This window comes from Hominenteromicrobium sp. (assembly GCF_046974225.1).
Classification (GTDB): domain Bacteria; phylum Bacillota; class Clostridia; order Oscillospirales; family Acutalibacteraceae; genus Hominenteromicrobium; species Hominenteromicrobium mulieris.
In genome coordinates this window covers 149,841-172,610 of record NZ_JBKWAE010000003.1, presented here as the reverse complement: position 1 = coordinate 172,610, position 22,770 = coordinate 149,841, and the positions used below count along the sequence as shown (strand labels likewise).

Sequence of the window (22,770 nt, the reverse complement as noted above, 5' to 3'; positions counted from 1 at the left end):
AAATCCCCATCTGTGTACGCTCATTATAGCATAGGTTCTAAATCGCTTCAACTGAATTTTGGAGTGTTTCAACACACGCGTGGAAAACGTTTTCACGCAGGAAAGGAACGGTATTGATAATGGAATTTCAGAAAATGCACGAAAATCCGGACGTGCTGCACGTGGGTACCTGCCAAAACCGCAGCTACTTCTTGCCAAAGGCACCGGAGGACGGGGAAGAATCCACAAGAGTGTGCCTTTTGAACGGCACATGGTCGTTTCGGTATTTTGACTCGTTTTTAGACGTGTTCCCGGAGGGCTCCGAGGGTGAGATCTGCTTTGACGAGGAGGATATGGACGAGATTGAGGTGCCGTCCTGCTGGCAAAATGCGGGCTATGACCGCCACCAGTACACGAACGTGCGCTATCCGTTCCCGTATGACCCGCCGTATGTGCCGGACGAGAACCCCTGCGGTCTTTATCTGCGCCGCTTCTACATGAACGCGGAAGACCTGACGCAGAAAATTTATTTGAACTTTGAGGGCGTGGACTCCTGCTTCTATCTGTGGATCAACGAGCAGTTTGCAGGGTACAGCCAGGTTTCGCACTCGACGAGCGAGTTTGACATCACCGATTTACTGAACGAGGGTGAAAACTCCGTGGCGGTGCTGGTTGTAAAGTGGTGTGACGGCTCGTACCTGGAGGACCAGGATAAGCTGCGCATGAGCGGTATTTTCCGTGACGTGTACCTCATTCGCAGACCTTTGGCGCACATCCGCGATTACTTTGTAAAGACGACGGTGAGCGATGACCTTTCCCATGCGGATATCCGCGTGGAGATGGACTTTATCGGGCTGCCGGACGTGACGGCGGAGCTGTATGACGCCGAGGGCGCTCTGCTCGAAAGCACGGCGGGCGCGGAGCCGAACTTTGCGCTCGAAAACCCGCATCTTTGGAATGCCGAGGACCCGTACCAGTACACGATCGTGTTCCGCACGGCGGATGAAGTGATCGAGCAGAAGGTGGGCATCTCCAAAATTGAGATCCGCGACAGCGTTCTGTATTTCAACAATGTGAAAATCAAATTGCGCGGCGTGAACCGCCATGACAGCGACCCGGTGACGGGCTACACCATCAGCCGCGAGCAGGCGAAGCGCGACCTGTTCCTGATGAAGCAGCATAACATCAACGCAGTGCGCACAAGCCACTACCCGAACGCGCCGTGGTTCTTACAGCTTTGCAGCGAATACGGCTTCTATGTTATTGCCGAGGCGGACATTGAGGGCCACGGTGCGGCGGCGCAGACCGGCGGCTACGGCATGGACGAATACGCGGACAATGCACTGAACCCGATTTTCGACAAGGCGATTATGGACAGAATTCAGCGCAGCGTCATCCGCGACAAGAATAACGCGTGCGTGCTGATGTGGTCTTACGGCAATGAGACCGGCTGGGGCCCGAGCTTTGAGAAGGCCGGCGCATGGGTGCGCGAATATGACCCGTCCCGCTTGACGCACTACGAGAACACGTATTACGATGCGCGCGGCCACAAGAACGACCTGTCTTCCCTGACGACGGAGAGCCGCATGTACTCGGCGCCGGAGTGGATTGATGAATATATGGTCGACCCGAAGTACACGAAGCCCTTGGTGCTTTGCGAGTACATCCACGCGATGGGTAACGGCCCCGGAGATGCGGAGCAGTACCAGCAGCTTATCATGAAGTATGACCGCTTTATGGGCGGCTTTGTTTGGGAATGGTGCGACCACGCCGTTTACGGCGGTACGACGCCCGACAACCGCGATATTTTCCGCTACGGCGGCGATTTTGGCGAATATCCGCACGACGGCAACTTCTGCATGGACGGCCTTGTGTACCCCGACCGTACACCGCATACGGGTTTACTCGAATATAAAAACGTCATTCGCCCGGTGCGCGCGGCGCTTGTGAACCGCGAAACGGGGGAAATTCAGCTGACGAATTACCGCGATTTTACGAACACGGAAGAATTTTTGACGCTTTCCTGGGAAATTCAGCAGGACGGCGATACGGTGGCCTGCGGCGTGATGGACGACATCAAGATTGCCCCGCACGAAAGCGGTGTCATTACGCTGCCGGATGCAATTCCGACGGAGGGCGACGTGGCGGTGCTTCTGCAGTACAGCGCGAAGAAGAACGACAGCGTGTTCTTTGAGAAGGGACACCCGCTCGGCTTTGACCAGCTGATCGTTTCCCGCGGGGCACGCAAGGAAGAAGCGCTTAGAAAGGGCTTTGTTGTTGCGGAGGAGGACAGCCGCGCCGTGACGGTGACGGGCGACAGCTTCCGTTATGTGTTCTCGAAGACCGAGGGCGTGTTTACGTCTATGGTGAAGAACAATGTGAACATCATGACCCGCCCGATGACGTGGAATGTGTGGCGTGCACCGACGGACAACGACCAGTTTGTGCGCAAGGAATGGGAGCAGGCCGGCTACAACGAACCCGCGATAAAAGTCTATGCCTGCAACGCGAAAGAGGAAGACGGCGTTGTTGTGATCGATTGCAAGCTGAGCCTTGCGGCGGTGTACCGCAGACCGTTCCTGCACCTTGACTGCCGCTTTACGGTGGACGCCGAGGGCAAGGTAAGAGCGGAGATCAACGGTAAGCGCGACATGGAGCGTCCGTTCCTGCCGAGATTCGGCCTTAGAATGTTCCTGCCGAAGTCGTTTGACACGGCGGAATATTACGGCTACGGCCCGTATGAATCGTACTGCGACAAGCACCATGCGTCTTCGCTGGGTCACTTTGCGCAGACGGCGGACGACCTTTTTGAGGACTACGTGAAGCCGCAGGAGAACGGCAGCCACTTCGGCTGTGCGCGGGTGACGATCACGGACGGCGCGGGCGCTGTGACCGTGACGAGTCCGGAGGACTTCTCGTTCAACCTTTCGCACTATACGCAGGAGGAAATGACGGAGAAGATGCACAATTACGAGCTTACGGAAAGCCCCGACAATGTGTTCTGCTTCGACTGCAAGATGAGCGGCGTAGGCTCCAACAGCTGCGGTCCGCGCCTTGCGAAGGCGATGCAGTTTGACGACGAGACGTTCACGTTTAAGTTTGACCTGACCGTGGAATAAGACGGGCAAAATTTTGATAAATCAGAGCCGCCGTGTGGGAGCTTTTCCGCACGGCGGTTTTTCTGTGTAGTTGCGTGCAAACAGCCCAGTGGACTGTTTGCACGTGGGAGACCCAATTAGGGGGTCTCCCGAAAGGCGGCAATGCCGCCTTTTTATGCTGAACAGAGGGAAAAAGTACGAATGAGAGGCAAAGACTAAAAGTACAAAAATGCAGGGATTATACGAATGAATCTGTGTAAAATTATTGACAAAAAGACTTGAATACAGTATACTTTAGTTAAATAAAGGAGTTGAGTCCGATGGTTTTAATATAAGCGATTCCGGTACAATGAGGAAGGGAGAATTTGCTATGAAAAGAACCGTTGTAATTTTACTTGTTTTACTGATGGGATTGCTGACCGCGTGTGCTGTGCCGCCGAAAACGGAGGCGAACGTGACCGACCCGGATGCCATGAATGCTACCGCAGTGCGTCAGACAGAAGCGGACACCAAGACGGATTGGGCGCAGGGCTTGACGGAACAGCAGGAAGTCGAGACGGAGATCGAAAACGCTGTGAGCGCAGATACGCTTGACCGCTTGCAGCAGGATGCTGCGGAGCTGCTTGAAGAGTACGAAACGGCGAAGCTGGACGGCACGGAAGAGGAAGCCGCAAAGCTGAACGAAGCGTATGAGCGTGTGCTTGCGGAAATCAATGCGATGCTCGGCTGAAAGTGAAGAAATGGAATGTTTGCCGCTGCATGGCTTTTTGGGCTGTGCGGCGGCGTTTTTCCTCAAAATTTTCGTACTTTCCGGTGCTTTTGCAAAATATCTTGAAAATAAGTCCGTACAAATTTTGCGAAAGGTATTGCAAAAAGTTGTACGGCTTTTTATAATAAGGTTGTATTGAACCTGTGCAAACAGGTATCCTTTTTGAAAGGAACGATGACATGGCAGACACAGAAAAGAAAACTGCGAAATATCGCTTTCTGGTGGATACCATCAAGGAGAAGATCAAAAACGGCGAATATGAGCCCGGCGAACGCATGGAATCTGAAAACACGCTTTCCGATCAGTTCGGGTACAGCCGCCAGACCGTGCGGCAGGCGCTTTCCGTCCTCGAGCAGGAGGGGCTCATTGAACGCAGACGCGGCAGCGGCACGTATATCAGCTCCGAGAGCCGACGCACGCCGCGCGGCAACAGCATCGCCATTGTGACGACGTATATTTCCGACTATATTTTTCCGACGATCATCCGCGGCATTGAGGAGACGCTGACGAACGCGGGCTATGATTTGACCCTGAATGTGACGAACAACCACGTGGAGGAGGAAGCGCGCATTTTGCAGTCGCTCATCTCCCGCCGCGTGGACGGAGTGATTGTGGAGGGCACGAAGACGGCGTTCCCGAACCCGAACGTGGAGCTTTACCGCAGGCTTGAAAAAATGGGTGTGCCGGTGGTGTTTTTCAACAGCTATTACCGCGATTTACCCGATTCCGTTTACGTGGTGACGGACGACCGCAAGGCCGGCTTGCAGGCGGTCGACCTCTTGATTGAAAAGGGATGCAGACGTATCGGCGGCGTGTTTAAATCTGACGACATGCAGGGCCACGGGCGCTACGCGGGCTTTTCCGAGGGGCTTATCCACAACGGATGCGTCCTTGGCGACGACAATGTGGTTTGGTACACGACGGCCGAGCGCAGCAGGCTTTTTCGCCCCGACAACAGCGACTACATGTTTGAGCGCCTGCGCGGGTGTGACGGCATTGTGTGCTACAACGACCAGATTGCGTATGGGGTGATTGACCTCTTACAGAAGCACAATGTGCGCGTGCCCGAGGATGTTCTCGTCATCGGGTTTGACGATTCGAGCATTTCGGAATACTCGCCGGTGAAGATTACCTCTTTTGTGCACCCGAAGGTGGAGATGGGCAGAGCCGCGGCGAATAAGCTCATCCACATGCTGCGCAGCAGCGACCCGGAGCAGCCGCTTGTGCTCGATATGCCGCTGCACGAGAAAGAATCGACAAGACGATAAATTTTGATATAAAACAGTTTGAAAGGAACGAATGGATATGAAGATTGAGAAATTATCCCCGGCATTTAAGGACTATCTGTGGGGCGGCACAAAGCTGCGCGACGTTTACGGCAAAAAGTGCGACTATGAAAAGGTTGCGGAGAGCTGGGAGCTTTCTACGCACCCGGCGGGCCAGAGCGTGATAGACGGCGGTGAATACGACGGGCTGAAATTCGGCGAGTATTTGGAAAAAGTCGGTGCGAAGGCGCTCGGTGTGAACGGTGCGAAGTTTAAGGAGTTCCCGGTGCTTATCAAGTTCATCGATGCGAAGCAGCCGCTTTCCGTGCAGGTGCACCCGAGCGATGAATATGCGCTGCGCGTGGAGGGCGAATACGGCAAGACCGAGATGTGGTACGTTGTGGACTGCGAGCCGGGCGCTTCGCTGTACTTCGGCGTGAACCGTGCGCTGACGAAAGAGGAATTCAAAAAGCGCATTGAAGACAACACGCTGACGGATGTGCTCTACAAGGCCGACGTGAAGAAGGGTGACGTGTTCTTCATTCAGTCCGGTACGATCCACGCAATCGGCGCGGGAATTCTCATTTGCGAAATTCAGCAGAATTCCAACACGACATACCGCGTGTACGACTACGGCCGCCGTGGTGCGGACGGCAAGCTGCGTGAACTGCATATTGATAAAGCCATTGACGTTTCCAAGCTGACCCCGAGCGATACATCCGACAAGCAGGGCAAGCCGGAGGAGATTCCCGGAGGCACAAAGTGCGCGCTGGCTTCCTGCCCGTACTTTACGACGGAGAAATATGTTGTGGACGGCGAAGTCGAAATTGATGTGGCGGGCGATTCGTTTGCGTCGCTTGTTGTGACGGAGGGCAGCGGCAAGGTTGTCGGCAGCGAGAACGAAGTGGAGTTCAAGCCGGCGGACAGCCTGTTTGTACCGGCCGGCAGCGGCAAAATTAAGATTAATGGCCACTGCACGGTGGTGAAGACGACGGTTTAAAAGGGAAAACGCTATGAAGATGGAGTTTGTAGACGAAGCTGAACTGCAGAAAGCTGTGGACGAGCCGGAGGACGAGGTGCGCGGGCGCATTGTGCTGGTCGGCGAGCCGATGGGGCTTTTCATCGCGGAGGAGTTCGGCGAGCTGGAGGATGTGACACACTTTTCGGCGGCTGTGGCCGGTGCGGAATATAACGTGGCGGTGGGACTTTCCCGCCTTGACCATGAAGCGCTGTACTGCACGCGCCTCGGCGACGACCCGGTGGGCAAACGCATTTTAAAGAGCATGAAAGGCAACCACGTTTCCGACGCGCTTGTGACCGTGACGGACACGGCTTCGACCGGTTTTATGATGAAAGGCAGGACCGAGGCGGGCGACCCGAAGATCGCGTATTTCCGGCGAAACAGCGCGGCTTCGCAGATCTCGACGCATGACATCGATAAGCTCGACTTATACGGATGTGATTTTCTGCACGTGACGGGTATTTTTCCGGCGGTGTCGAAGTCGGCATTGGACGCGGTGAAACGATTGATGAGCCGCGCGAAGGCGCTGGATATGTTTATTTCGTTTGACCCGAACCTGCGCCCGCAGCTTTGGAAGGACGAAAAAGAGATGGTGCGCACGCTGAACAGCCTCGCACAGGAAGCAGACCTCGTTTTGCCGGGCCTTAGTGAGGGCAAAATTCTCACAAAGCGTGACACGCCGGAGGGTATTGCGGAGTTTTACCACGAGCGCGGCGTAGACAGCGTGATTGTGAAGCTGGGCGACAAGGGCGCGTACTGGTCCACGGGCGGCGAGCACGGCACGGTGCCGGCATTCCCGGTGAAAAGAATTGTGGACACGGTTGGCGCGGGCGACGGCTTTGCGGCGGGCGTCCTCTCCGCTGTGGCGGAGGGCATGTCCTTACAGGAGGCTGCGGCGCGCGGCACGGTAATCGGCTCGATACAGATTACGCACCGGGGCGACAATGAGGGTCTGCCGACGCGTGCGGAGCTTGAGACCATCACAAAAGCGGGCATTGTGTAAATTCTAATACTAACGGTGCCGCGCAGGAAATGAGGGTTTGTTCTGCGCGGCATTGTGCTATTTAGGGAGTGAGAAAAATGGGCAGAAAAGAAACGGTGGAGCTGACAAACATGTGCATGGTGGAGGACGGCAAGGGCAACGTACTCGTGCAGAACCGTCTTAACCCGAACTGGCCGGGTATCGTTTACCCGGGCGGGCATGTGGAAGCGGGGGAATCCATCACGGCATCGGTCGTGCGCGAAGTGCGGGAAGAAACCGGACTGACCGTTCAAAACCCGACACTGTGCGGCGTGAAGCAGTTTTGGCTTGACGACGGCGTGAGGTTTATCGTGTTTTTGTTCCGCGCGGATCAATTTTCGGGCGAGCTGCACGGCTCTGAGGAGGGAGATGCGTTCTGGCTGCCGCGGGCAGAGCTTTTCGAGCACCAGACGGCGGAAAACTTTGAGGGCTTAGTGCACGTTTTTGAGACGCCGGAATGCAGTGAAGTTTATTGTAAAGACGGCGAAACGCATTTTGCATGATTTGAAATTTAAATTTGGGAGGAAAGGTTTATGACACCGCATAACGAAGCAAAAAAGGGCGATATTGCAAAGGTGGTTTTGATGCCGGGCGACCCGCTTAGAGCGAAATTCATTGCGGAGACGTTTTTGGAAAATGCCGTGTGCTTTAATACGGTGCGCGGAATGCTGGGTTATACGGGCCTGTATAACGGCAAGCGTGTTTCCGTAATGGGCAGCGGCATGGGTATGCCTTCTATGGGCATATACAGCTACGAGCTGTATCATTGCTACGATGTGGAAGCGATCATTCGTATCGGTACGGCGGGAGGCATTGCGGACGGCGTGGAGCTGCGCGATTTAGTATTGGCGATGGGCGCGTGCACGGACTCGAACTTTGCGCACCAGTACCGTTTGCCGGGCACATTTGCGCCGACGGCGAGCTTTGAACTGCTTGAAAAAGCGGTGCAGACGGCGCGGGAGAAGAACTTACGTTATCGCGTCGGCAACGTGGTGACGAGCGATATTTTCTACGGCGACTGTGAAAATGAGACCGCCGAATGGAAAAAAATGGGCGTTCTGGCCGTGGAAATGGAGACGGCGGCGCTGTATATGACGGCGGCGCGCGCGGGCAAGCAGGCGCTTTCCATCACGACGGTATCCGACTTGCCGCTGAAGGGGGAATCGACCTCGAGCGAAGAGAGACAGAAGACGTTCACGCAGATGATGGAGGTAGCGCTGGCGGTTGCCTCTGAGGCGGTGGACGGACATGACAAATGAGGTCATAAAAAAGCTTTCGGAAGCGGCGCTTAATGTGCGGAAAAAAGCGTACTGCCCATACTCCGGTTTTGCGGTGGGCGCGGCGCTGCTTGCGAAAAGCGGTGAAATATACACGGGCGTGAACATTGAAAACGCTGCGTTTACGCCGACGAACTGTGCGGAGCGCACGGCGTTTTTTACGGCGATTGCAAAGGGCGAGCGAGATTTCGTCGCTGTTGCAATCGCGGGCGGCAAGGCGGGCGAGGAGCCCGAAGACTTCTGCGCGCCGTGCGGCGTGTGCAGGCAGGTGATGCGGGAATTTTGCGGGGACGCGTTTGTGATCATTCTTGCAAAGCCCGGTGAAGAAAAGGTTTACACATTAAAGGATTTGCTGCCGCAGAGCTTTTCGCCGAGAGACGTTCTGGGCGAAAAAGCGAAGCGGTAAAAAAGGCGGTGATTTTGTGCTGCATATTTTGGACATTATCCGCAAAAAGCGGGACGGCGGGACGCTGACAAAGGACGAGATTGAATATTTTGTGCGCGGGTGCACAGACGGGAGTATCCCGGACTATCAGCTTTCGGCGCTTTTGATGGCGATTTATTTAAACGGCATGACGCACGAGGAGACGGCGGAGCTGACCTTGGCGATGGCGCATTCCGGCGACATGGCCGACCTTTCCGCGATACACGGCGTGACGGTGGATAAGCATTCCACGGGCGGCGTGGGTGACAAGACGAGCATGGTTATTGTGCCTGTTTGCGCGGCGTGCGGGGTGAAGATTGCCAAGATGAGCGGCCGCGGGCTTGGACACACGGGCGGCACGGCGGATAAGCTTGAGAGCATTCCCGGTATGCGGATCGATCTTTCTCCGGAGGAATTTACAGCGCAAATCAATAAGATCGGGTGCGCGATGATCGGACAGACGGGCGAGCTGTGCCCGGCGGACAAGAAGCTTTACGCGCTGCGCGACGTGACCGGGACGGTGGAGAGCGTGCCGCTCATCGCTTCGAGCATCATGAGCAAGAAGATCGCCTCCGGCGCAGAGCGGATTTTGCTGGACGTGAAGACGGGCAGCGGCGCATTTATGAAGACAACGGAGGACGCGATTACGCTCGCCGAGGAAATGGTGGAGATCGCGAAGCTTTCCGGCAGGCGCGCGGCGGCGCTCATCACCGATATGGACAGGCCGCTTGGGCACGCCGTGGGCAACACCTTGGAGGTGCTGGAAGTTTTGGAGACGCTGCACGGACGCGGGCCGGAAGACCTTACGGAAGAGTGTTTGGAGCTTGCGGCAAACATGATCTGGCTCGGCGAGCAGGCGGAGAGCCTTGAACACGCGCGGAAGAAAGCGAAAACGGCACTGGAGACGGGCAAAGCGTTTGAGAAATTCTGCGAAATGGCCGAGGCGCAGGGCGCGGATGTGCGGTACTTGAGAGAACCCGAGCGGTTTGCGCTTTCGCCGGTGAGAAAAGACGTGTGCGCGCCGCGCAGCGGGTATGTGGTGCATATCAACGCGGAGCAGGTGGGCATGGCAAGCGTGCGGCTCGGCGCCGGACGCGAGAAGGCCGACGATATGCTCGACTACGGCGCGGGCATCGTGCTGAAAAAGACGGTGGGCGACGCGGTACAAAAAGGCGAGGTGATCGCCGAGCTGTACGGTGCGAGCGCAGAAAAGTGCCGCGACGCGGAAAGCGTGCTGCACGGGGCGTTCCGCTACGGCGACGAGAAAACAGAAGAATGTTCACTTGTACTGGCAAGGGTAGAGTAAAATAAAAAACCGCACCTGAAAAGGTACGGTTTCTGTGCGTTCGGTTTTAACGTTTGCGGTTAAAATCAGCCGCGCTCGGGGCCGGTGACGGGCTCGTCGTAATCAACGCCGAAGGTCTCGACGGTGACTTTCGTCATGACCTGATCTTCGCGCGGGCGGTCAGACCAATCGCGCGGGGAGGAAACGATGGCCTGTGCGACATCGATGCCCTCGGTAACCTTGCCGAATGCGGCATACTGGCCGTCGAGATGCGGAGCGTTATCGACCATGATGAAGAACTGGCTGCCTGCGCTGTTCGGGCGCTGGCTTCTTGCCATGGAGAGTACGCCGGTGGTGTGCTTCAGGTCGTTCTTGAAGCCGTTCATAGCAAACTCACCCTTGATGCCGTAGCCGGGGCCGCCCATGCCGGTGCCTTCCGGGTCGCCGCCCTGGATCATGAAGCCAGGGATGACGCGGTGGAAGATGGTGCCGTCATAAAAGCCCTTCTGAATGAGGGAAATAAAGTTGTTGACCGTGTTCGGCGCAATCTCGGGGTAAAGCTCCGCCTTGATGGTGCCGCGGGTGGTCTCGAAAGTAACAATAGGATTCTGCATACCGAATAACTCCTTTCATAGAGGTCTTTCGGGAAGAAAGACCGTTCGTAGAATTCAGTATACCATATTTAATTTGAAATTGGAAGTGATTTTGCTTTGAAGTTGATTTCTTGGAACGTAAACGGGTTGCGCGCCTGCATGACAAAGGGCTTTAATGACTTTTTAGCGGCGGAAGACCCCGATGTTATCTGCTTGCAGGAAACGAAAATGCAGCGCGAGCAGGCGGATTTTGATTTTGCGGGGTACACGGAATTCTGGAACTCTGCCGAGAAAAAAGGGTATGCCGGCACGGCAATCTTTACAAAAACAGAGCCGCTTAATGTGACGTATGGCATCGGCGACGAACAGTTTGACTGCGAGGGGCGCGTGATCTGCGCGGAATTCCCGGAGTTTTACCTTGTGACCGTGTACACGCCGAACGCTCAAAGAGAGCTTGTGCGCATTGATTTTCGTATGGCGTTTGAGGATAAGTTCCGCGCGTATCTCGAAAGGCTGCACGAAACGAAGCCGGTTATTGTGTGCGGCGACATGAATGTGGCACACAGGCGCATCGACATCAAAAACGCAAAGCCGAACATCGGCGGCGCGGGATTTTCGTACGAAGAAAGAGGGAAGTTTTCCGAACTGCTCGCGGCGGGTTTTGTGGATTCGTTCCGCGAATTGTACCCCGATGCAAAGGACGCGTATTCCTGGTGGTCGTATATGGGCAAGGCAAGAGAAAAGAACGTCGGCTGGCGCATTGACTATTTCCTCATCACGGAGGAGCTGAAAAAGAATTTGGCGGACAGCAAGATCCTCTCCGACGTGATGGGCAGCGACCATTGCCCGGTGGAGCTCATCTTGAATTTTAGCGAGGAAAACGCATGATTTTTAAGGAGAAAAAGACACCGACGCTTTTGATGATGCCTTCGGCGAACGGCTGGCGCGCGGTGCACAAGAAATATAAAAACGAATACGGCACGATGATCTGCACCGAAAAGGGTGATACGGTGGAAGTCATGACGGACTTCGGTGAATTTTCCACCGAGCGTACGGAAGCGGTGGAAAGCGCTGCGGCGATGATTTTTGAAAACAACGGCGTGAAAGAGATTACGGTGGACGGAGAGAAGCTTACCCGCGAAGCGTGGCAGGAAAAAGAAGATGCGCGCCTAAATGCGCTGCACAGGACGCGGGAGAATTACAAAAATGTGCTCGGAAAGCCCGTGCACTGCGTGACGGACAGGCCGCTTGGCTCTGCGCACCCGCGCTATCCGGAGATGATCTACCCCGTGAACTACGGCTATGTGCCGGGCGTGATGGCGGGGGATAACGCCGAGCAGGACGTGTACATTTTGGGCCCAACGGAGCCGCTTAAAACCTTTGACGGCGTGGTGATCGCAGTGGTGCATCGCTTTAACGACGTGGAAGACAAGTGGGTGGCGGCGGAAAAGACCGGCGTTTACACGGCGGAGGAAATCCTGAAAATTCTCGATTTTCAGGAAAAATACTACGAAAGCGAGCTGATCCTCTAAATGACCGAGGAACTCATGCGCAGGCTACGGGTCATCACGCCGGAGGAACAGCGCATTTTGGACGGCGGTGCGGTGGACAAGGCGGCGTACACGGCGCGGGCGGTGTTTACGGTGGACAGCGAGAAGCTTTTGGAGCGCGGGCGGCTCATCTCCGTGCGCGCGCACACGCGGTTTGCACCGTTCCCCAGACACGCGCACAGCTATATTGAAATTATGTACATGTGCTCCGGCAAGACGGTGCACCGCATCAACGGCGGCGAGCCTATCACCGTACATGCGGGCGAGCTGCTGTTTTTGGGGCGCGGCGCTTCGCATGGGATAGAACGTGCGGAATATGAGGACATTGCGGTGAATTTCATTGTGCTGCCGCAGTTTTTTGATACGGCGTTGGAGCGCATCGGCGCGGACAACGCACTTGGGCGGTTCATCGCGAACAGCATCAGCCGCGCGGGGGGCTCGGATTTTTTACTGTTTAGAGTTGCGGATGTGCTGCCGGTGCAGAATCTCGTTGAAAATCTCGTTTGGACGCTTGTGAACGACACGAAAAACCGCAGACGCATTACGCAAAACACGATGGCGCTGCTGTTTTTGGAGCTTCTGAACTGCACGGATAAGCTGGCGGCGAGCGAAAACGAGGGCGATCACAGCGCACTTGTGATGACGGCGCTGCGGGAGATTGAAGAAAATTACCGCACGGCGAGCTTGACGGACATTGCGGAAAAGTACGGTGTGACGATTTCGTACCTCAGCGCGGCGGTACACAGCACGACGGGGTTCACGTTTAAATCGCTTTTGCGGCGCAAGCGAATGGAGAAAGCGGCGGCGCTGCTTTCCGGCACAAAGCTTTCCGTGAGCGATATTATCATGGCGGTGGGGTATGAGAACACAAGCTATTTTTACAGGGCGTTTTCGGAAATGTACGGCGTGACACCAAGGGAGTATCGGTTGAGGCAGAGAGGTTAGTACGCATAAAATAACGCCGCACGCTCGATGAGGAAAACGAGGGTGCGGCGCTGCTTTATTTCTGAGAATTTGCCGTCTTTGAAAAGGCGGGCGAAACTTTTAACTACGCTTTTCGGAAGCTCGGTTTACTTCACGAATCTCAAAACATTCCACGAGGTTTTTGTGAGGTTCGCTTTATAGAAATTGCCGTCTTTTTCGGTTCTGTCCGTATGGAGCTTCGGGGTGACGGCGCTGTGCTCGGCGGTGTTGACGGCCTTCATATCCGGGTTTTCAAGGACGATGTGCTCTGCGAGGCGGTAATCGCCGAAGGAGCGCAGGTCGAGGTCGAGGACGATGTCATCCATCAGGCTGCGGTTGACGGCGAAGACGGTAACTTCGTCCTTTTCGTCGTTCCACACGGCGATGGACTCGACGTCGGTGACATCGGTGAAATCGATGGTATCGTGCTTTGTGGAGGTGAGCACCGGCTGGAGCGCAATGCCGCGGCCGTATTTGGAGGCGTGGAGCAGCGGATAATAAATCGTCTGGCACCATGCGGGGCCGTTTTCTTCGGTCATAATGGGTGCGATGACGTTGACGAGCTGTGCCATGCACGCCATTTTTACGCGGTCGGAGTGCTTCATCAGCGTGATGAGCATGAGGCCGACGAGCAGGGCGTCTTCAAAATCGTAGTGGTCTTCGAGCAGGTGCGGCGCGATCTGCCACGGGCGGTTCTTCATGGTGTCGGCATCGGTGGCATCGGCGTGGAACCAGACGTTCCATTCGTCGAAGCTGAGGTTGATGTTTTTCTTTGCGCGCTTCTTCGCTTTGACGAAATCGCACGTGGCGATGACGGTACGGATGAAGTGATCCATGTCGTCGCTCTGGGCGAGGAAGTTTGCGGTATCGTTGAAGCGGTTGCCGTAGTACTGGTGCAGGGAGATGTAATCGACGCTGTCATACGCCCAGGAGAGCGCGGTGTTTTCCCACTCCGGGAATGTGGGCATGCCCGTGCTGGAGCTGCCGCAGAGCACGAGCTCGATGGACGGGTCAATCTGCTTCATGGCTTTGGCGGTCTCATCGGCAAGGTGGCCGTATTCGTCGGCAGTCTTGTGGCCGGTTTGCCACGGGCCGTCCATTTCGTTGCCGAGGCACCAGACCTTGATGTTGTGCGGGTCTTTGACGCCGTGCTTGACGCGCAGGTCGCTGTATTTGGTGCCGGACGGGTGGTTGCAGTATTCGAGCAGGTTGCACGCTGCTTCAATGCCGCGTGTGCCGAGGTTGACGGCCTGCATGATCTGCGTGTCGGCTTTTTTCGCCCACTTTGCGAACTCGTTGATGCCGATATAATTCGGCTCTGTGCTGCGCCATGCAAGCTCAAGACGCTTCGGGCGGTCTTCTACGGGGCCTACGCTGTCTTCCCAGTAGAAATTGGAGACGAAGTTGCCGCCGGGGTAACGGACGATCGGCACTTGCAGCTCGCGCACGAGGTCGAGTACGTCGCGGCGGAAGCCGTCTTCATCGGCAGTGGGGTGGCCCGGCTGCCAGATGCCGCCGTATACTGCACGGCCGAGGTGCTCGATGAACGAGCCGTAGATGCGCTTATCGATTTTAGAAATTTGGAAATCCTTTTCAATGGTGAGTTTTGCCTGTTTTGCCATAGACCTGATCTCTCCTCAGAAGTTGTATGTACAATTTATGTGTTCATTTTAGCTTGAAAGCCGTGGATTGTCAACCTATTTCGGCGGAATTCTTTTGCTGTGTGCCGAAAAGTGAAGTGCGGATTTGTGCAGTTTGGCGGGAGAAAATTTTATGCGGCAGAAGAGAAGTTAAAATAAAGATAGTTTTAAGTGAAAACAGCGTCCTTATTTTTGAACACGATTCCTGCTATACTATTGCTGTAAACGAAAAAACGGAGGGCTTATATGAAAACGTATTTGGCGGTGGACATTGGGGCTTCAAGCGGGCGGCACATTTTGGGGTGGCTCGAGGACGGAAAACTGAAGCTGAAAGAAATCTACCGTTTTAAAAACGGGGCGGAAGACCAAAACGGCCGTTTGTACTGGGACATTGACCGCCTTGAAAGCGAAGTGACAGACGGCATTGCGGCGTGTGAGACTGCGCCCGAGAGCGTGGCGGTGGACACGTGGGCAGTGGATTATGTTTTGCTCGGTAAAAACGGAGAACGCATCTGCCCGGCGGTGGCGTACCGCGACAGACGCACGGAGACGGTGCCGGACGAGCTGGAAAAAACGGTGCCGTTTGCGTGGCTGTACGGAAGAACGGGCATTCAGATGCAGAAGTTCAACACGGTGTATCAGCTGGCGGCGCAGAAAAAAGAAATGCCGGATGTATTTGAAAAGGCCGAAAAGCTTTTGATGATCCCGGATTATCTGACATACAGGCTTTCGGGCGTGGCCGTGAACGAATACACAAATGCGAGCACGACGGCGATGGTCTCGGCAGAACATAAGACATGGGACAAGGAGATCATAGCGCGGGTGGGTTTGCCGGAGAAAATCTTCGGCGCGCTGCACAAGCCGGGTGAAGCGCTCGGCGGGCTGACGGAGCGCGTGAAGGAGAAGGTCGGCTTTGATTTGACGGTGCGGCTTGCGGCTTCGCACGACACGGCTTCTGCGTTTTTGGCGGTGCCGGCGAAGGATGAGAATGCGGTGTTCCTTTCGAGCGGCACGTGGAGCCTCATTGGCGTGGAGCTGAAAGCGCCGGTGACGAACGACGAGAGCCGTGCGCAGAATTTTACGAACGAGGGCGGGTATGAGTACCGCTATCGGTATTTGAAAAACATCATGGGCCTTTGGATGCTGCAGAACATGCGGCAGGAGCTCGGCGAAGAGAACAGCTTTGATAAGTTGACGGAGCTTGCGCAGAGCGCGGCGGATTATAAGGGCCGTGTGGACGTGAACGCAGAGTGCTTTTTGGCGCCGAAAAGCATGTGCGAAGCGGTGAAAAACGAGCTTATGAAACAGGGCTTCAAAGAACCGACAGTGCCGGAGATGCTCTCCTGTGTATACCACAGTCTGGCGGAAAGCTACGCCGAGACGATAAAGGCACTTGAAAAGCTGACGGGCAAAGTATATACGAGTTTAAATATCGTCGGCGGCGGCAGCCGGGACGAATATTTGAATAAACTCACGGCGAAAGCTTGCAAATTACCTGTATATGCGGGCCCGACAGAGGGCACGGCCATCGGTAATCTCATCGTGCAGATGATTGCGGACGGCGAGCTTGCGAGCGTACAGCAGGCGCGCAACGTGATACGGGACAGCTTTGAAATTAAAATTTACGAACCCTGAAAAGTGTATTATAATAGAGTAAAAACAAAACGGAAAGGACGATAAAATGCTGAAAGGTAAAACGGTTTTACTGGGCGTGACGGGCAGTATTGCGGCGTACAAAATTGCGGGGCTTGCGAGTATGCTGAAAAAGCAGCACGCGGATATTACGGTGCTGATGACGCAGAACGCCACGAATTTTATCAACCCCATTACATTTGAGACTTTGACGGGCAACAAGTGCCTCATCGATACGTTCGACCGCAATTTCCAGTACAGCGTGGAGCACGTTGCGCTGGCAAAGCGCGCGGACATTGTGCTCATCGCCCCCGCGAGCGCGAATGTCATCGGCAAAATTGCGAACGGCATTGCGGACGACATGCTGACGACGACCGTGATGGCGTGCCGCTGCCCGATTTTGATTTCGCCTGCGATGAACACGAATATGTTCTTGAACCCCATTGTGCAGGATAATCTTGCAAAACTGAGACGCTTCGGGTACACGGTGATCGAGCCGGACAGCGGGTATTTGGCTTGCGGTGATATAGGCGCGGGCAAGATGCCTTCCGAAAAAACGCTGTTTGACTGGATCATGCAGACGATCGGTGCGGAGAAAGACCTTGCGGGGCAGAAAATCCTCGTGACGGCGGGCGCAACGGCGGAGAAGATCGACCCCGTGCGGTTCATCACGAACCACTCGACAGGTAAAATGGGCTGCGCGCTTGCACGCCGTGCGGCGATGCGCGGTGCGGACGTGACGCTCGTCTGCGCAAACATGACCGTGGAACCGCCTCCGTTTGTGACGGTGGTGAAAGCGGAATCTGCGGAAGACATGTTCAACGCGGTGACGAGCCGTGCGCCGAAGATGGACGTCATCATCAAAGCGGCGGCGGTGGCGGATTACCGCCCGAAAACGGTCGCCGAGGAGAAGATCAAAAAGCATGACGGCGGCATGAGCATTGAGCTTGAGCGCACGCAGGATATTCTGGCGTACCTCGGCGCGCACAAGCCCGCGGGGCAGTTCCTCTGCGGCTTTGCGATGGAGACCGAGAATCTCATTGAAAACGCGCGTGGAAAGCTCGAGCGCAAGAACCTCGACATGATCGCGGCGAACAGCCTGCGCACGAAGGGTGCGGGCTTTGCGGGCGATACGAACGTGGTGACGCTGCTGACAAAAGACGAAACGGAGGAGTTGCCGATGCTCTCAAAAGACGAGACGGCAGACCGCATTTTAACAAAAATCAACACGCTTAGGAAAGGATGAACGATATGACACAGTATGAGGCGGCAAAAAAGCGCTATGCCGAGCGCGGTGTGGACGCCGACGCTGCCATCAACACGCTGAAAAGCGTGCCGGTCTCTCTGCACTGCTGGCAGGGCGACGATGTGCGCGGCTTTGACGGCGACCCGAATGCTCCGCTGACGGGCGGTATTCAGACGACGGGCAACTACCCCGGCCGTGCGCGCACGCCGGAGGAACTGATGGCGGACATCGACGAGGTGCTGCGCCTTTGCCCCGGCACGAAGAAGCTGAATTTACACGCGAGCTACGCGATCTTCACCGAAGAAAACGGCGGTTGGGTGGACAGAGATAAGCTGGAGCCGAAGCACTTTGCGCCGTGGGTGAAGTTCTGTAAGGAGCGCGGGCTCGGCTGCGATTTTAACCCGACGTATTTTTCGCACCCGAAGTGCGACCCGCTGACGCTCTCGAGCCCGAACCCGGAGACGCGCAAATTCTGGGTGGAGCACGGCAAGGCGTGTATCCGCATTTCGCAATATCTGGCGGAGGAGCTCGGTCAGCCGTGCATCATGAACATCTGGACGGGCGACGGACTGAAAGATATTCCCGCCGACCGCATGACGCCGCGCATGCTGTATAAAGAGTCTCTCGACGAGATTCTCTCTGAGCCGTTCGATTTTAACCTTGTGAAGCCGTGTGTGGAATCGAAGGTGTTCGGTATCGGGGTGGAGGCGTACACGGTGGGCAGTGCGGAATTTGCGCTGAGCTATGCGGCGATGAATAAAGATAAGTGCATCCCGCTGCTCGATAACGGCCACTACCACCCGACGGAGGTCGTATCCGATAAAATTCCGGCGATGCTGACGTTCTTCCCGGAGATTGCGCTGCACATCACGCGCGGTGTGCGCTGGGACAGCGACCACGTGGTGCTGTTTGACGACGAGACAAAGGAAATTGCGAAAGAGATTGTGCGCTGCGGCGGGCTTTCGGGTCGTGTTAAGATTGCGCTCGATTACTTTGACGCGTCCATCAACCGTATCGGCGCGTGGGTGACGGGCTTCCGCAATGTACAGAAGGCGCTGTTGTTCGCGCTGTTGCAGCCGACGGAGGAGCTGACGAAGCTGCAGAACGAGCAGGATTTCACGTCTTTGATGATCCGCGCGGAGGAGTTGAAAACGATGCCGTTCGGCGATGTTTGGGCGGAATACTGCAAGGAGCAGAATGTCCCCGCAGACGACATGGCGTGGCTTTCTGAAATTAAAAAATACGAAAACGAAGTGCTTTTAAAGCGCTGAGGAGGTATATAAAAATGATGACGGAAATTCCCGCAGTACGCGGTTTTATCCGCATGTGCACGGATGGCTGGGAGCAGGGCTGGCACGAGCGAAACGGCGGCAACCTGACCTACCGCATGAAGCCGGAGGAAGTGGAGCAATGCCGCCCGTTTTTCACCGCGCCGCGCGAGTGGAACAGCATGGGCGTGCAGGCAGATAACTTAAAGGGCGAATATTTCATCACGACGGGCAGCGGCAAGTTTTTGCGCAATGTGCAGGATGACCCGGAGCACAACATCGGTATTGTAGAGATCAACGATGCGGGCGACAGCTGGCGCATTGTGTGGGGCCTTGAGAACGGCGCGCGCCCGACGAGCGAATTCCCGAGCCACTTTATGAACCACAGTGTGCGCAAGGCGGCGACGAACGGCGCTTACCGTGTCATTTACCACGCGCACACGCCGAATCTCATTGCGATGACGTACATCATGCCGCTGACGGCGCGCGACTTTACGCGTGCTTTATGGCAGAGCGCCACGGAGTGCCCGGTGGTGTTCCCCGGCGGCGTGGGTGTGGTGCCGTGGATGGTGCCGGGCGGCGCAGACATTGCGATGGCGACGAGCGAGCTGATGAAAAAATATGACGCGGCCGTTTGGGCGCACCACGGCTTGTTCGTTTCCGGACCGGATTACGATATTACGTTTGGCCTCATGCACACGATCGAGAAGGCGGCGCAAATTTATATGCTTGCTATTACGGCGGGCGGCGGTAAAATTCGCCAGACCATTACAGACGACAATTTGAGAGCCATTGCGAAGGAATTCGGCGTGGAACTGAACGAAGAATTTTTGAACTGATATTTACAATTTCGTTACAAACAATCTGTGCGGACAGGTGTATAATTAACTTAGTTAAAAATTTCCCGTATTGGGGATTAGGAGATGTTTTTTATGGTCAGCAGAATCGTATTGAACACAATTTCTTATCACGGCAAGGGCGCGATTGAGAAGATTCCGGAGGAGCTTCAGGCGCGCGGCTACAAAAAAGCTTTTGTTTGCTCGGACCCGGACCTTTTGAAGTTCGGCGTTACGCAGAAGGTGACGGATCTTCTGGACAAGGTCGGCTTCCCGTATTCCGTTTACAGCGAGATCAAGCCGAACCCGACGATTGAGAACGTACAGCACGGCGTTGAGGCCTTCAAGGTTTCCGGCGCAGACTGCATCGTGACCATTGGCGGCGGCTCCTCCATGGATACCGCAAAGGCCATCGGCATCATCATTGAGAACCCGGAGTTCGCAGACGTTCGCTCTCTGGAGGGCGTTGCGCCGACGAAGAAGCACGCGGTGTTCACCATTGCTGTGCCGACCACTGCCGGTACCGCTGCGGAAGTGACAATCAACTACGTTATCACCGACGTGGAAAAGAAGAGAAAGTTCGTCTGCGTAGACACGAACGACATCCCGGAGATCGCGGTTGTTGACCCGGATATGATGTCCTCCATGCCGAAGGGTCTGACCGCTGCGACCGGTATGGACGCTTTGACCCACGCCATTGAGGGCTACATCACGAAGGGCGCCTGCACCATTTCCGATATGTTCCACCTTGAAGCCATTCGCCTGATTTCCGAGAACCTGCGCGGCGCGGTGCAGAACACCGAAGCCGGCAGAGAGGGCATGGCACTCGGTCAGTACATTGCAGGCATGGGCTTCTCGAATGTCGGCCTCGGCATCGTACACTCCATGGCACACGGTCTCTCCGCTCTGTATGACACCCCGCACGGCGTGGCTTGCGCCATCATTCTGCCGACCGGCCTTGAGTACAACAAGTCCGTTGCAGGCGAGCGTTATCGCGCAGTAGGCAAGGCCATGGGCGTTGAGGGCATTGACGCGATGACCGCCGAAGAGGCTGCCGATGCAACGATTGCGGCTGTGAAGAAGCTGAGTGAAGATGTGGGTATTCCGGAAAACCTGAAGGGCATCCTGAAGGAAGAGGACGTACAGTTCCTCGCAGAAAGCGCATTTGCAGACGCTTGCTGCCCGGGCAACCCGCGCGACACCTCCGTTGAGGAGATTGCCGAGCTGTACAGAAGCTTGATGTAATCGTTTTTTGCCTAAGGTAACCGAATAAACATAGAGACCCCCGCTTTCGGAGATTTCCGGGAGCGGGGGTCTTGTGCGTTATGGGGTTATACGGATTTTTTTGCGGGAAGACGCGCAGAGAGCTTTTCGGTGATGCGGCAGAACAGGCGGCGGATATTTTCGATGCCGACGGCTGCAAGCACGCAGAAAAGCGGAACGTTGGTGTATAAATAACGGGCGCGTACTTCAAACAGGAGCTCAAAGACGGTGAGACCGATCCAAGTGAGCCACAGGATATTTAAGGTTTTTGCGTGCTTATGACTGAAGCTGCTGAACAGACCGGCGGCGCTAAGCAGCAAGATCATGAGCCAAATGAATTGCTCGAAGGTTGCGAAATACAAGTAGCGGCTGCCGTCGGGGTAGTAGATGCTGCGGAGGAAGGGCGCGGCTTTTGTATTGGGCGGATCAAAAACGGTTTGAAGGAAATGTCCCTCTTTTCCCCATGCGAATGTGCCGTCATTATAGAGCGTGAGCATTTTTTGCGCGAGCTGTTTGAGCGTGCCGAAAAAGCCCATTTCCTGTAAACGCTGTTTGCCGACGGCGATATTTGCCTGCGTGCGCTCGGAAGCGGTGACAAAAGAACGGGAATAGCGAACGTCTTCGGCGGAATAGACACCTTTTTTTTCCGGGTTAAGACCCATCATCCAGAAATGTGCAATGCCGAAGCTTTGCTCGTTATCGAGCTGAATGTGATAGTGGGAACACAGAAAATCTGTACCGGCTTTAACGGCGAAAAAGGTGATGGCGACTGTCAAAAGTGAGAGCAGAAGCGGTTTTAACAGGTGCTTTTCGGACAGTGCGTAAATACCTTCAATCAAAAAAACGGCGATAAGCAAAATAAAACACTGCGGCTTGATAAAATACCCGAGTGTGCCGATGATGGCGGAAAGCACATAGGAGAGCCATTTGTATTTTGCCGGACGGATGAATACATAGAGTGTAAGGATAGGGAAAATCAGCCCTAAAGCGTCTGTGTAGCAGATGACGTTCCACGGGGAAAGCCCAAAGCTGAGTACCGCGAGAAAAAAGCCGAAAAAAGCGTATAGCTTTCGTGTGAGCTGCGCGGCGGTTTTATAAACGAGCAGACAGGAAAGCGTATTGAGTGCGCAGTTGACGGTGATGACGCACAAAGCCTGCTGTGTATCGGAGAAAATGCTGAAATATTTATTCAGCTTGAAGACGAACAGCTCGAAGAAAAAGTACAGCAGATTATTGGGATAGTTGGAAAAATAGCGGATATCGACCGACTGCTTGTGCATCAGATTGCGGGCGTTTTCTGTAAGGAGGCCCGCGTCCCAACCGGTTTCGAAATAAATGTTATAGGAAATATAGAGCTGTGCGGAAAATAAAAGCAGACACAGACAGTATATGAGCACATCGGACGATACGGTCGGACGATGCCACGAAAGCTTGACCTGTTGCAGGCGGTCAAGGGACAGAAACAGCACAAAAAGGGGGATGCCGAACAGAAGCAGAGCGATGTTTGAGAGCAGAAATGTCTGCTTTTTGGCGTATGTACATTGCGTAAAAAACAGGAGCAATACAAAAACGCAGCCGAAAACGGAGCCGAGGAAAAATTTGGAAGCTCCGAAAGCGAATTTTTTCATAAAATGTACCTC

The 22,770-nt window shown here is 55.1% G+C and carries 20 protein-coding genes; 17 read left to right on the top strand and 3 right to left on the bottom strand.

The annotated features are described in order from the left end of the window. The first annotated feature begins 119 nt into the window (after positions 1-119). From ACLTX1_RS03775 to ACLTX1_RS03735, 9 genes are all read left to right on the top strand, one after another. A complete protein-coding gene (locus tag ACLTX1_RS03775) occupies positions 120-3,098 on the top strand; it encodes a glycoside hydrolase family 2 TIM barrel-domain containing protein (protein ID WP_395506817.1) in 2,979 nt (992 codons plus the stop codon). Between the two features lie 349 nt (positions 3,099-3,447). Continuing rightward, positions 3,448-3,807 carry a hypothetical protein gene (locus ACLTX1_RS03770; protein WP_308448575.1) on the top strand — a complete coding sequence of 120 codons (360 nt, stop codon included), beginning with the start codon at positions 3,448-3,450 and terminating at the stop codon, positions 3,805-3,807. 218 nt (positions 3,808-4,025) lie between these two features. Next, positions 4,026-5,114, top strand: coding sequence for a GntR family transcriptional regulator (locus ACLTX1_RS03765; protein WP_308448576.1), 1,089 nt, complete (start codon positions 4,026-4,028; stop codon positions 5,112-5,114). Positions 5,115-5,151: 37 nt separating this feature from the next. Beyond that, on the top strand, positions 5,152-6,111 hold the full coding sequence (locus ACLTX1_RS03760) for a type I phosphomannose isomerase catalytic subunit (RefSeq protein WP_308448577.1): 960 nt from the start codon (positions 5,152-5,154) through the stop codon (positions 6,109-6,111). Between the two features lie 13 nt (positions 6,112-6,124). Beyond that, positions 6,125-7,135, top strand: coding sequence for a sugar kinase (locus ACLTX1_RS03755; RefSeq protein WP_308448578.1), 1,011 nt, complete (start codon positions 6,125-6,127; stop codon positions 7,133-7,135). 77 nt (positions 7,136-7,212) lie between these two features. Next, positions 7,213-7,656, top strand: coding sequence for an 8-oxo-dGTP diphosphatase (locus ACLTX1_RS03750; RefSeq protein WP_308448579.1), 444 nt, complete (start codon positions 7,213-7,215; stop codon positions 7,654-7,656). A 30-nt stretch (positions 7,657-7,686) separates the two neighbouring features. After that, positions 7,687-8,412: a purine-nucleoside phosphorylase gene (deoD, locus tag ACLTX1_RS03745; protein ID WP_308448580.1), complete on the top strand. Its 726-nt coding sequence runs from the start codon at positions 7,687-7,689 to the stop codon at positions 8,410-8,412. After that, positions 8,402-8,836: a cytidine deaminase gene (gene cdd / locus ACLTX1_RS03740; protein WP_308448581.1), complete on the top strand. Its 435-nt coding sequence runs from the start codon at positions 8,402-8,404 to the stop codon at positions 8,834-8,836. The genes deoD and cdd overlap by 11 nt, the downstream gene beginning before the upstream one ends. Before the next feature lie 19 nt (positions 8,837-8,855). Next, entirely contained in the window at positions 8,856-10,160 is a 1,305-nt protein-coding gene (locus ACLTX1_RS03735) for a thymidine phosphorylase (RefSeq protein ID WP_308448695.1), read from the top strand. 65 nt (positions 10,161-10,225) lie between these two features. Here the strand turns inward: ACLTX1_RS03735 and ACLTX1_RS03730 are convergent, their stop codons facing one another. Then, on the bottom strand, positions 10,226-10,753 hold the full coding sequence (locus ACLTX1_RS03730) for a peptidylprolyl isomerase (protein WP_308448582.1): 528 nt from the start codon (positions 10,751-10,753) through the stop codon (positions 10,226-10,228). Positions 10,754-10,849: 96 nt separating this feature from the next. On the opposite strand from ACLTX1_RS03730, the gene ACLTX1_RS03725 reads away from it, so the two are divergent. From ACLTX1_RS03725 to ACLTX1_RS03715, 3 genes are read left to right on the top strand one after another with little or no spacing between them, the layout of a single operon-like run. Next, positions 10,850-11,620, top strand: coding sequence for an exodeoxyribonuclease III (locus ACLTX1_RS03725; RefSeq protein WP_412330481.1), 771 nt, complete (start codon positions 10,850-10,852; stop codon positions 11,618-11,620). After that, a complete protein-coding gene (locus ACLTX1_RS03720; protein ID WP_412330480.1) occupies positions 11,617-12,264 on the top strand; it encodes a hypothetical protein in 648 nt (215 codons plus the stop codon). The genes ACLTX1_RS03725 and ACLTX1_RS03720 overlap by 4 nt, the downstream gene beginning before the upstream one ends. Beyond that, the gene (locus ACLTX1_RS03715) at positions 12,265-13,227 is read left to right on the top strand and encodes an AraC family transcriptional regulator (RefSeq protein ID WP_412330479.1); all 963 of its coding nucleotides are present in this window, start codon (positions 12,265-12,267) and stop codon (positions 13,225-13,227) included. Positions 13,228-13,352: 125 nt separating this feature from the next. On the opposite strand, the gene ACLTX1_RS03710 is transcribed toward ACLTX1_RS03715, so the two are convergent. Beyond that, a complete protein-coding gene (locus ACLTX1_RS03710; RefSeq protein ID WP_412330478.1) occupies positions 13,353-14,867 on the bottom strand; it encodes an alpha-N-arabinofuranosidase in 1,515 nt (504 codons plus the stop codon). A gap of 264 nt (positions 14,868-15,131) precedes the next feature. Here ACLTX1_RS03710 and ACLTX1_RS03705 point away from each other — a divergent pair, with 264 nt between their 5' ends. From ACLTX1_RS03705 to fucO, 5 genes are all read left to right on the top strand, one after another. Then, positions 15,132-16,520, top strand: coding sequence for a rhamnulokinase (locus ACLTX1_RS03705; RefSeq protein WP_412330477.1), 1,389 nt, complete (start codon positions 15,132-15,134; stop codon positions 16,518-16,520). 46 nt (positions 16,521-16,566) lie between these two features. Further along, complete coding sequence (gene coaBC, locus ACLTX1_RS03700) at positions 16,567-17,763, top strand: bifunctional phosphopantothenoylcysteine decarboxylase/phosphopantothenate--cysteine ligase CoaBC (protein ID WP_176819703.1); 1,197 nt, start codon at positions 16,567-16,569, stop codon at positions 17,761-17,763. After that, positions 17,760-19,034 carry an L-rhamnose isomerase gene (locus tag ACLTX1_RS03695; protein WP_412264196.1) on the top strand — a complete coding sequence of 425 codons (1,275 nt, stop codon included), beginning with the start codon at positions 17,760-17,762 and terminating at the stop codon, positions 19,032-19,034. The genes coaBC and ACLTX1_RS03695 overlap by 4 nt, the downstream gene beginning before the upstream one ends. Positions 19,035-19,048: 14 nt before the next feature. After that, entirely contained in the window at positions 19,049-19,870 is an 822-nt protein-coding gene (gene rhaD / locus ACLTX1_RS03690) for a rhamnulose-1-phosphate aldolase (RefSeq protein ID WP_316686724.1), read from the top strand. A gap of 93 nt (positions 19,871-19,963) precedes the next feature. Beyond that, entirely contained in the window at positions 19,964-21,112 is a 1,149-nt protein-coding gene (gene fucO / locus ACLTX1_RS03685) for a lactaldehyde reductase (RefSeq protein ID WP_412264194.1), read from the top strand. A gap of 86 nt (positions 21,113-21,198) precedes the next feature. On the opposite strand, the gene ACLTX1_RS03680 is transcribed toward fucO, so the two are convergent. Then, entirely contained in the window at positions 21,199-22,758 is a 1,560-nt protein-coding gene (locus tag ACLTX1_RS03680; RefSeq protein WP_412330476.1) for a glycosyltransferase family 39 protein, read from the bottom strand. Positions 22,759-22,770 lie beyond the last annotated feature (12 nt).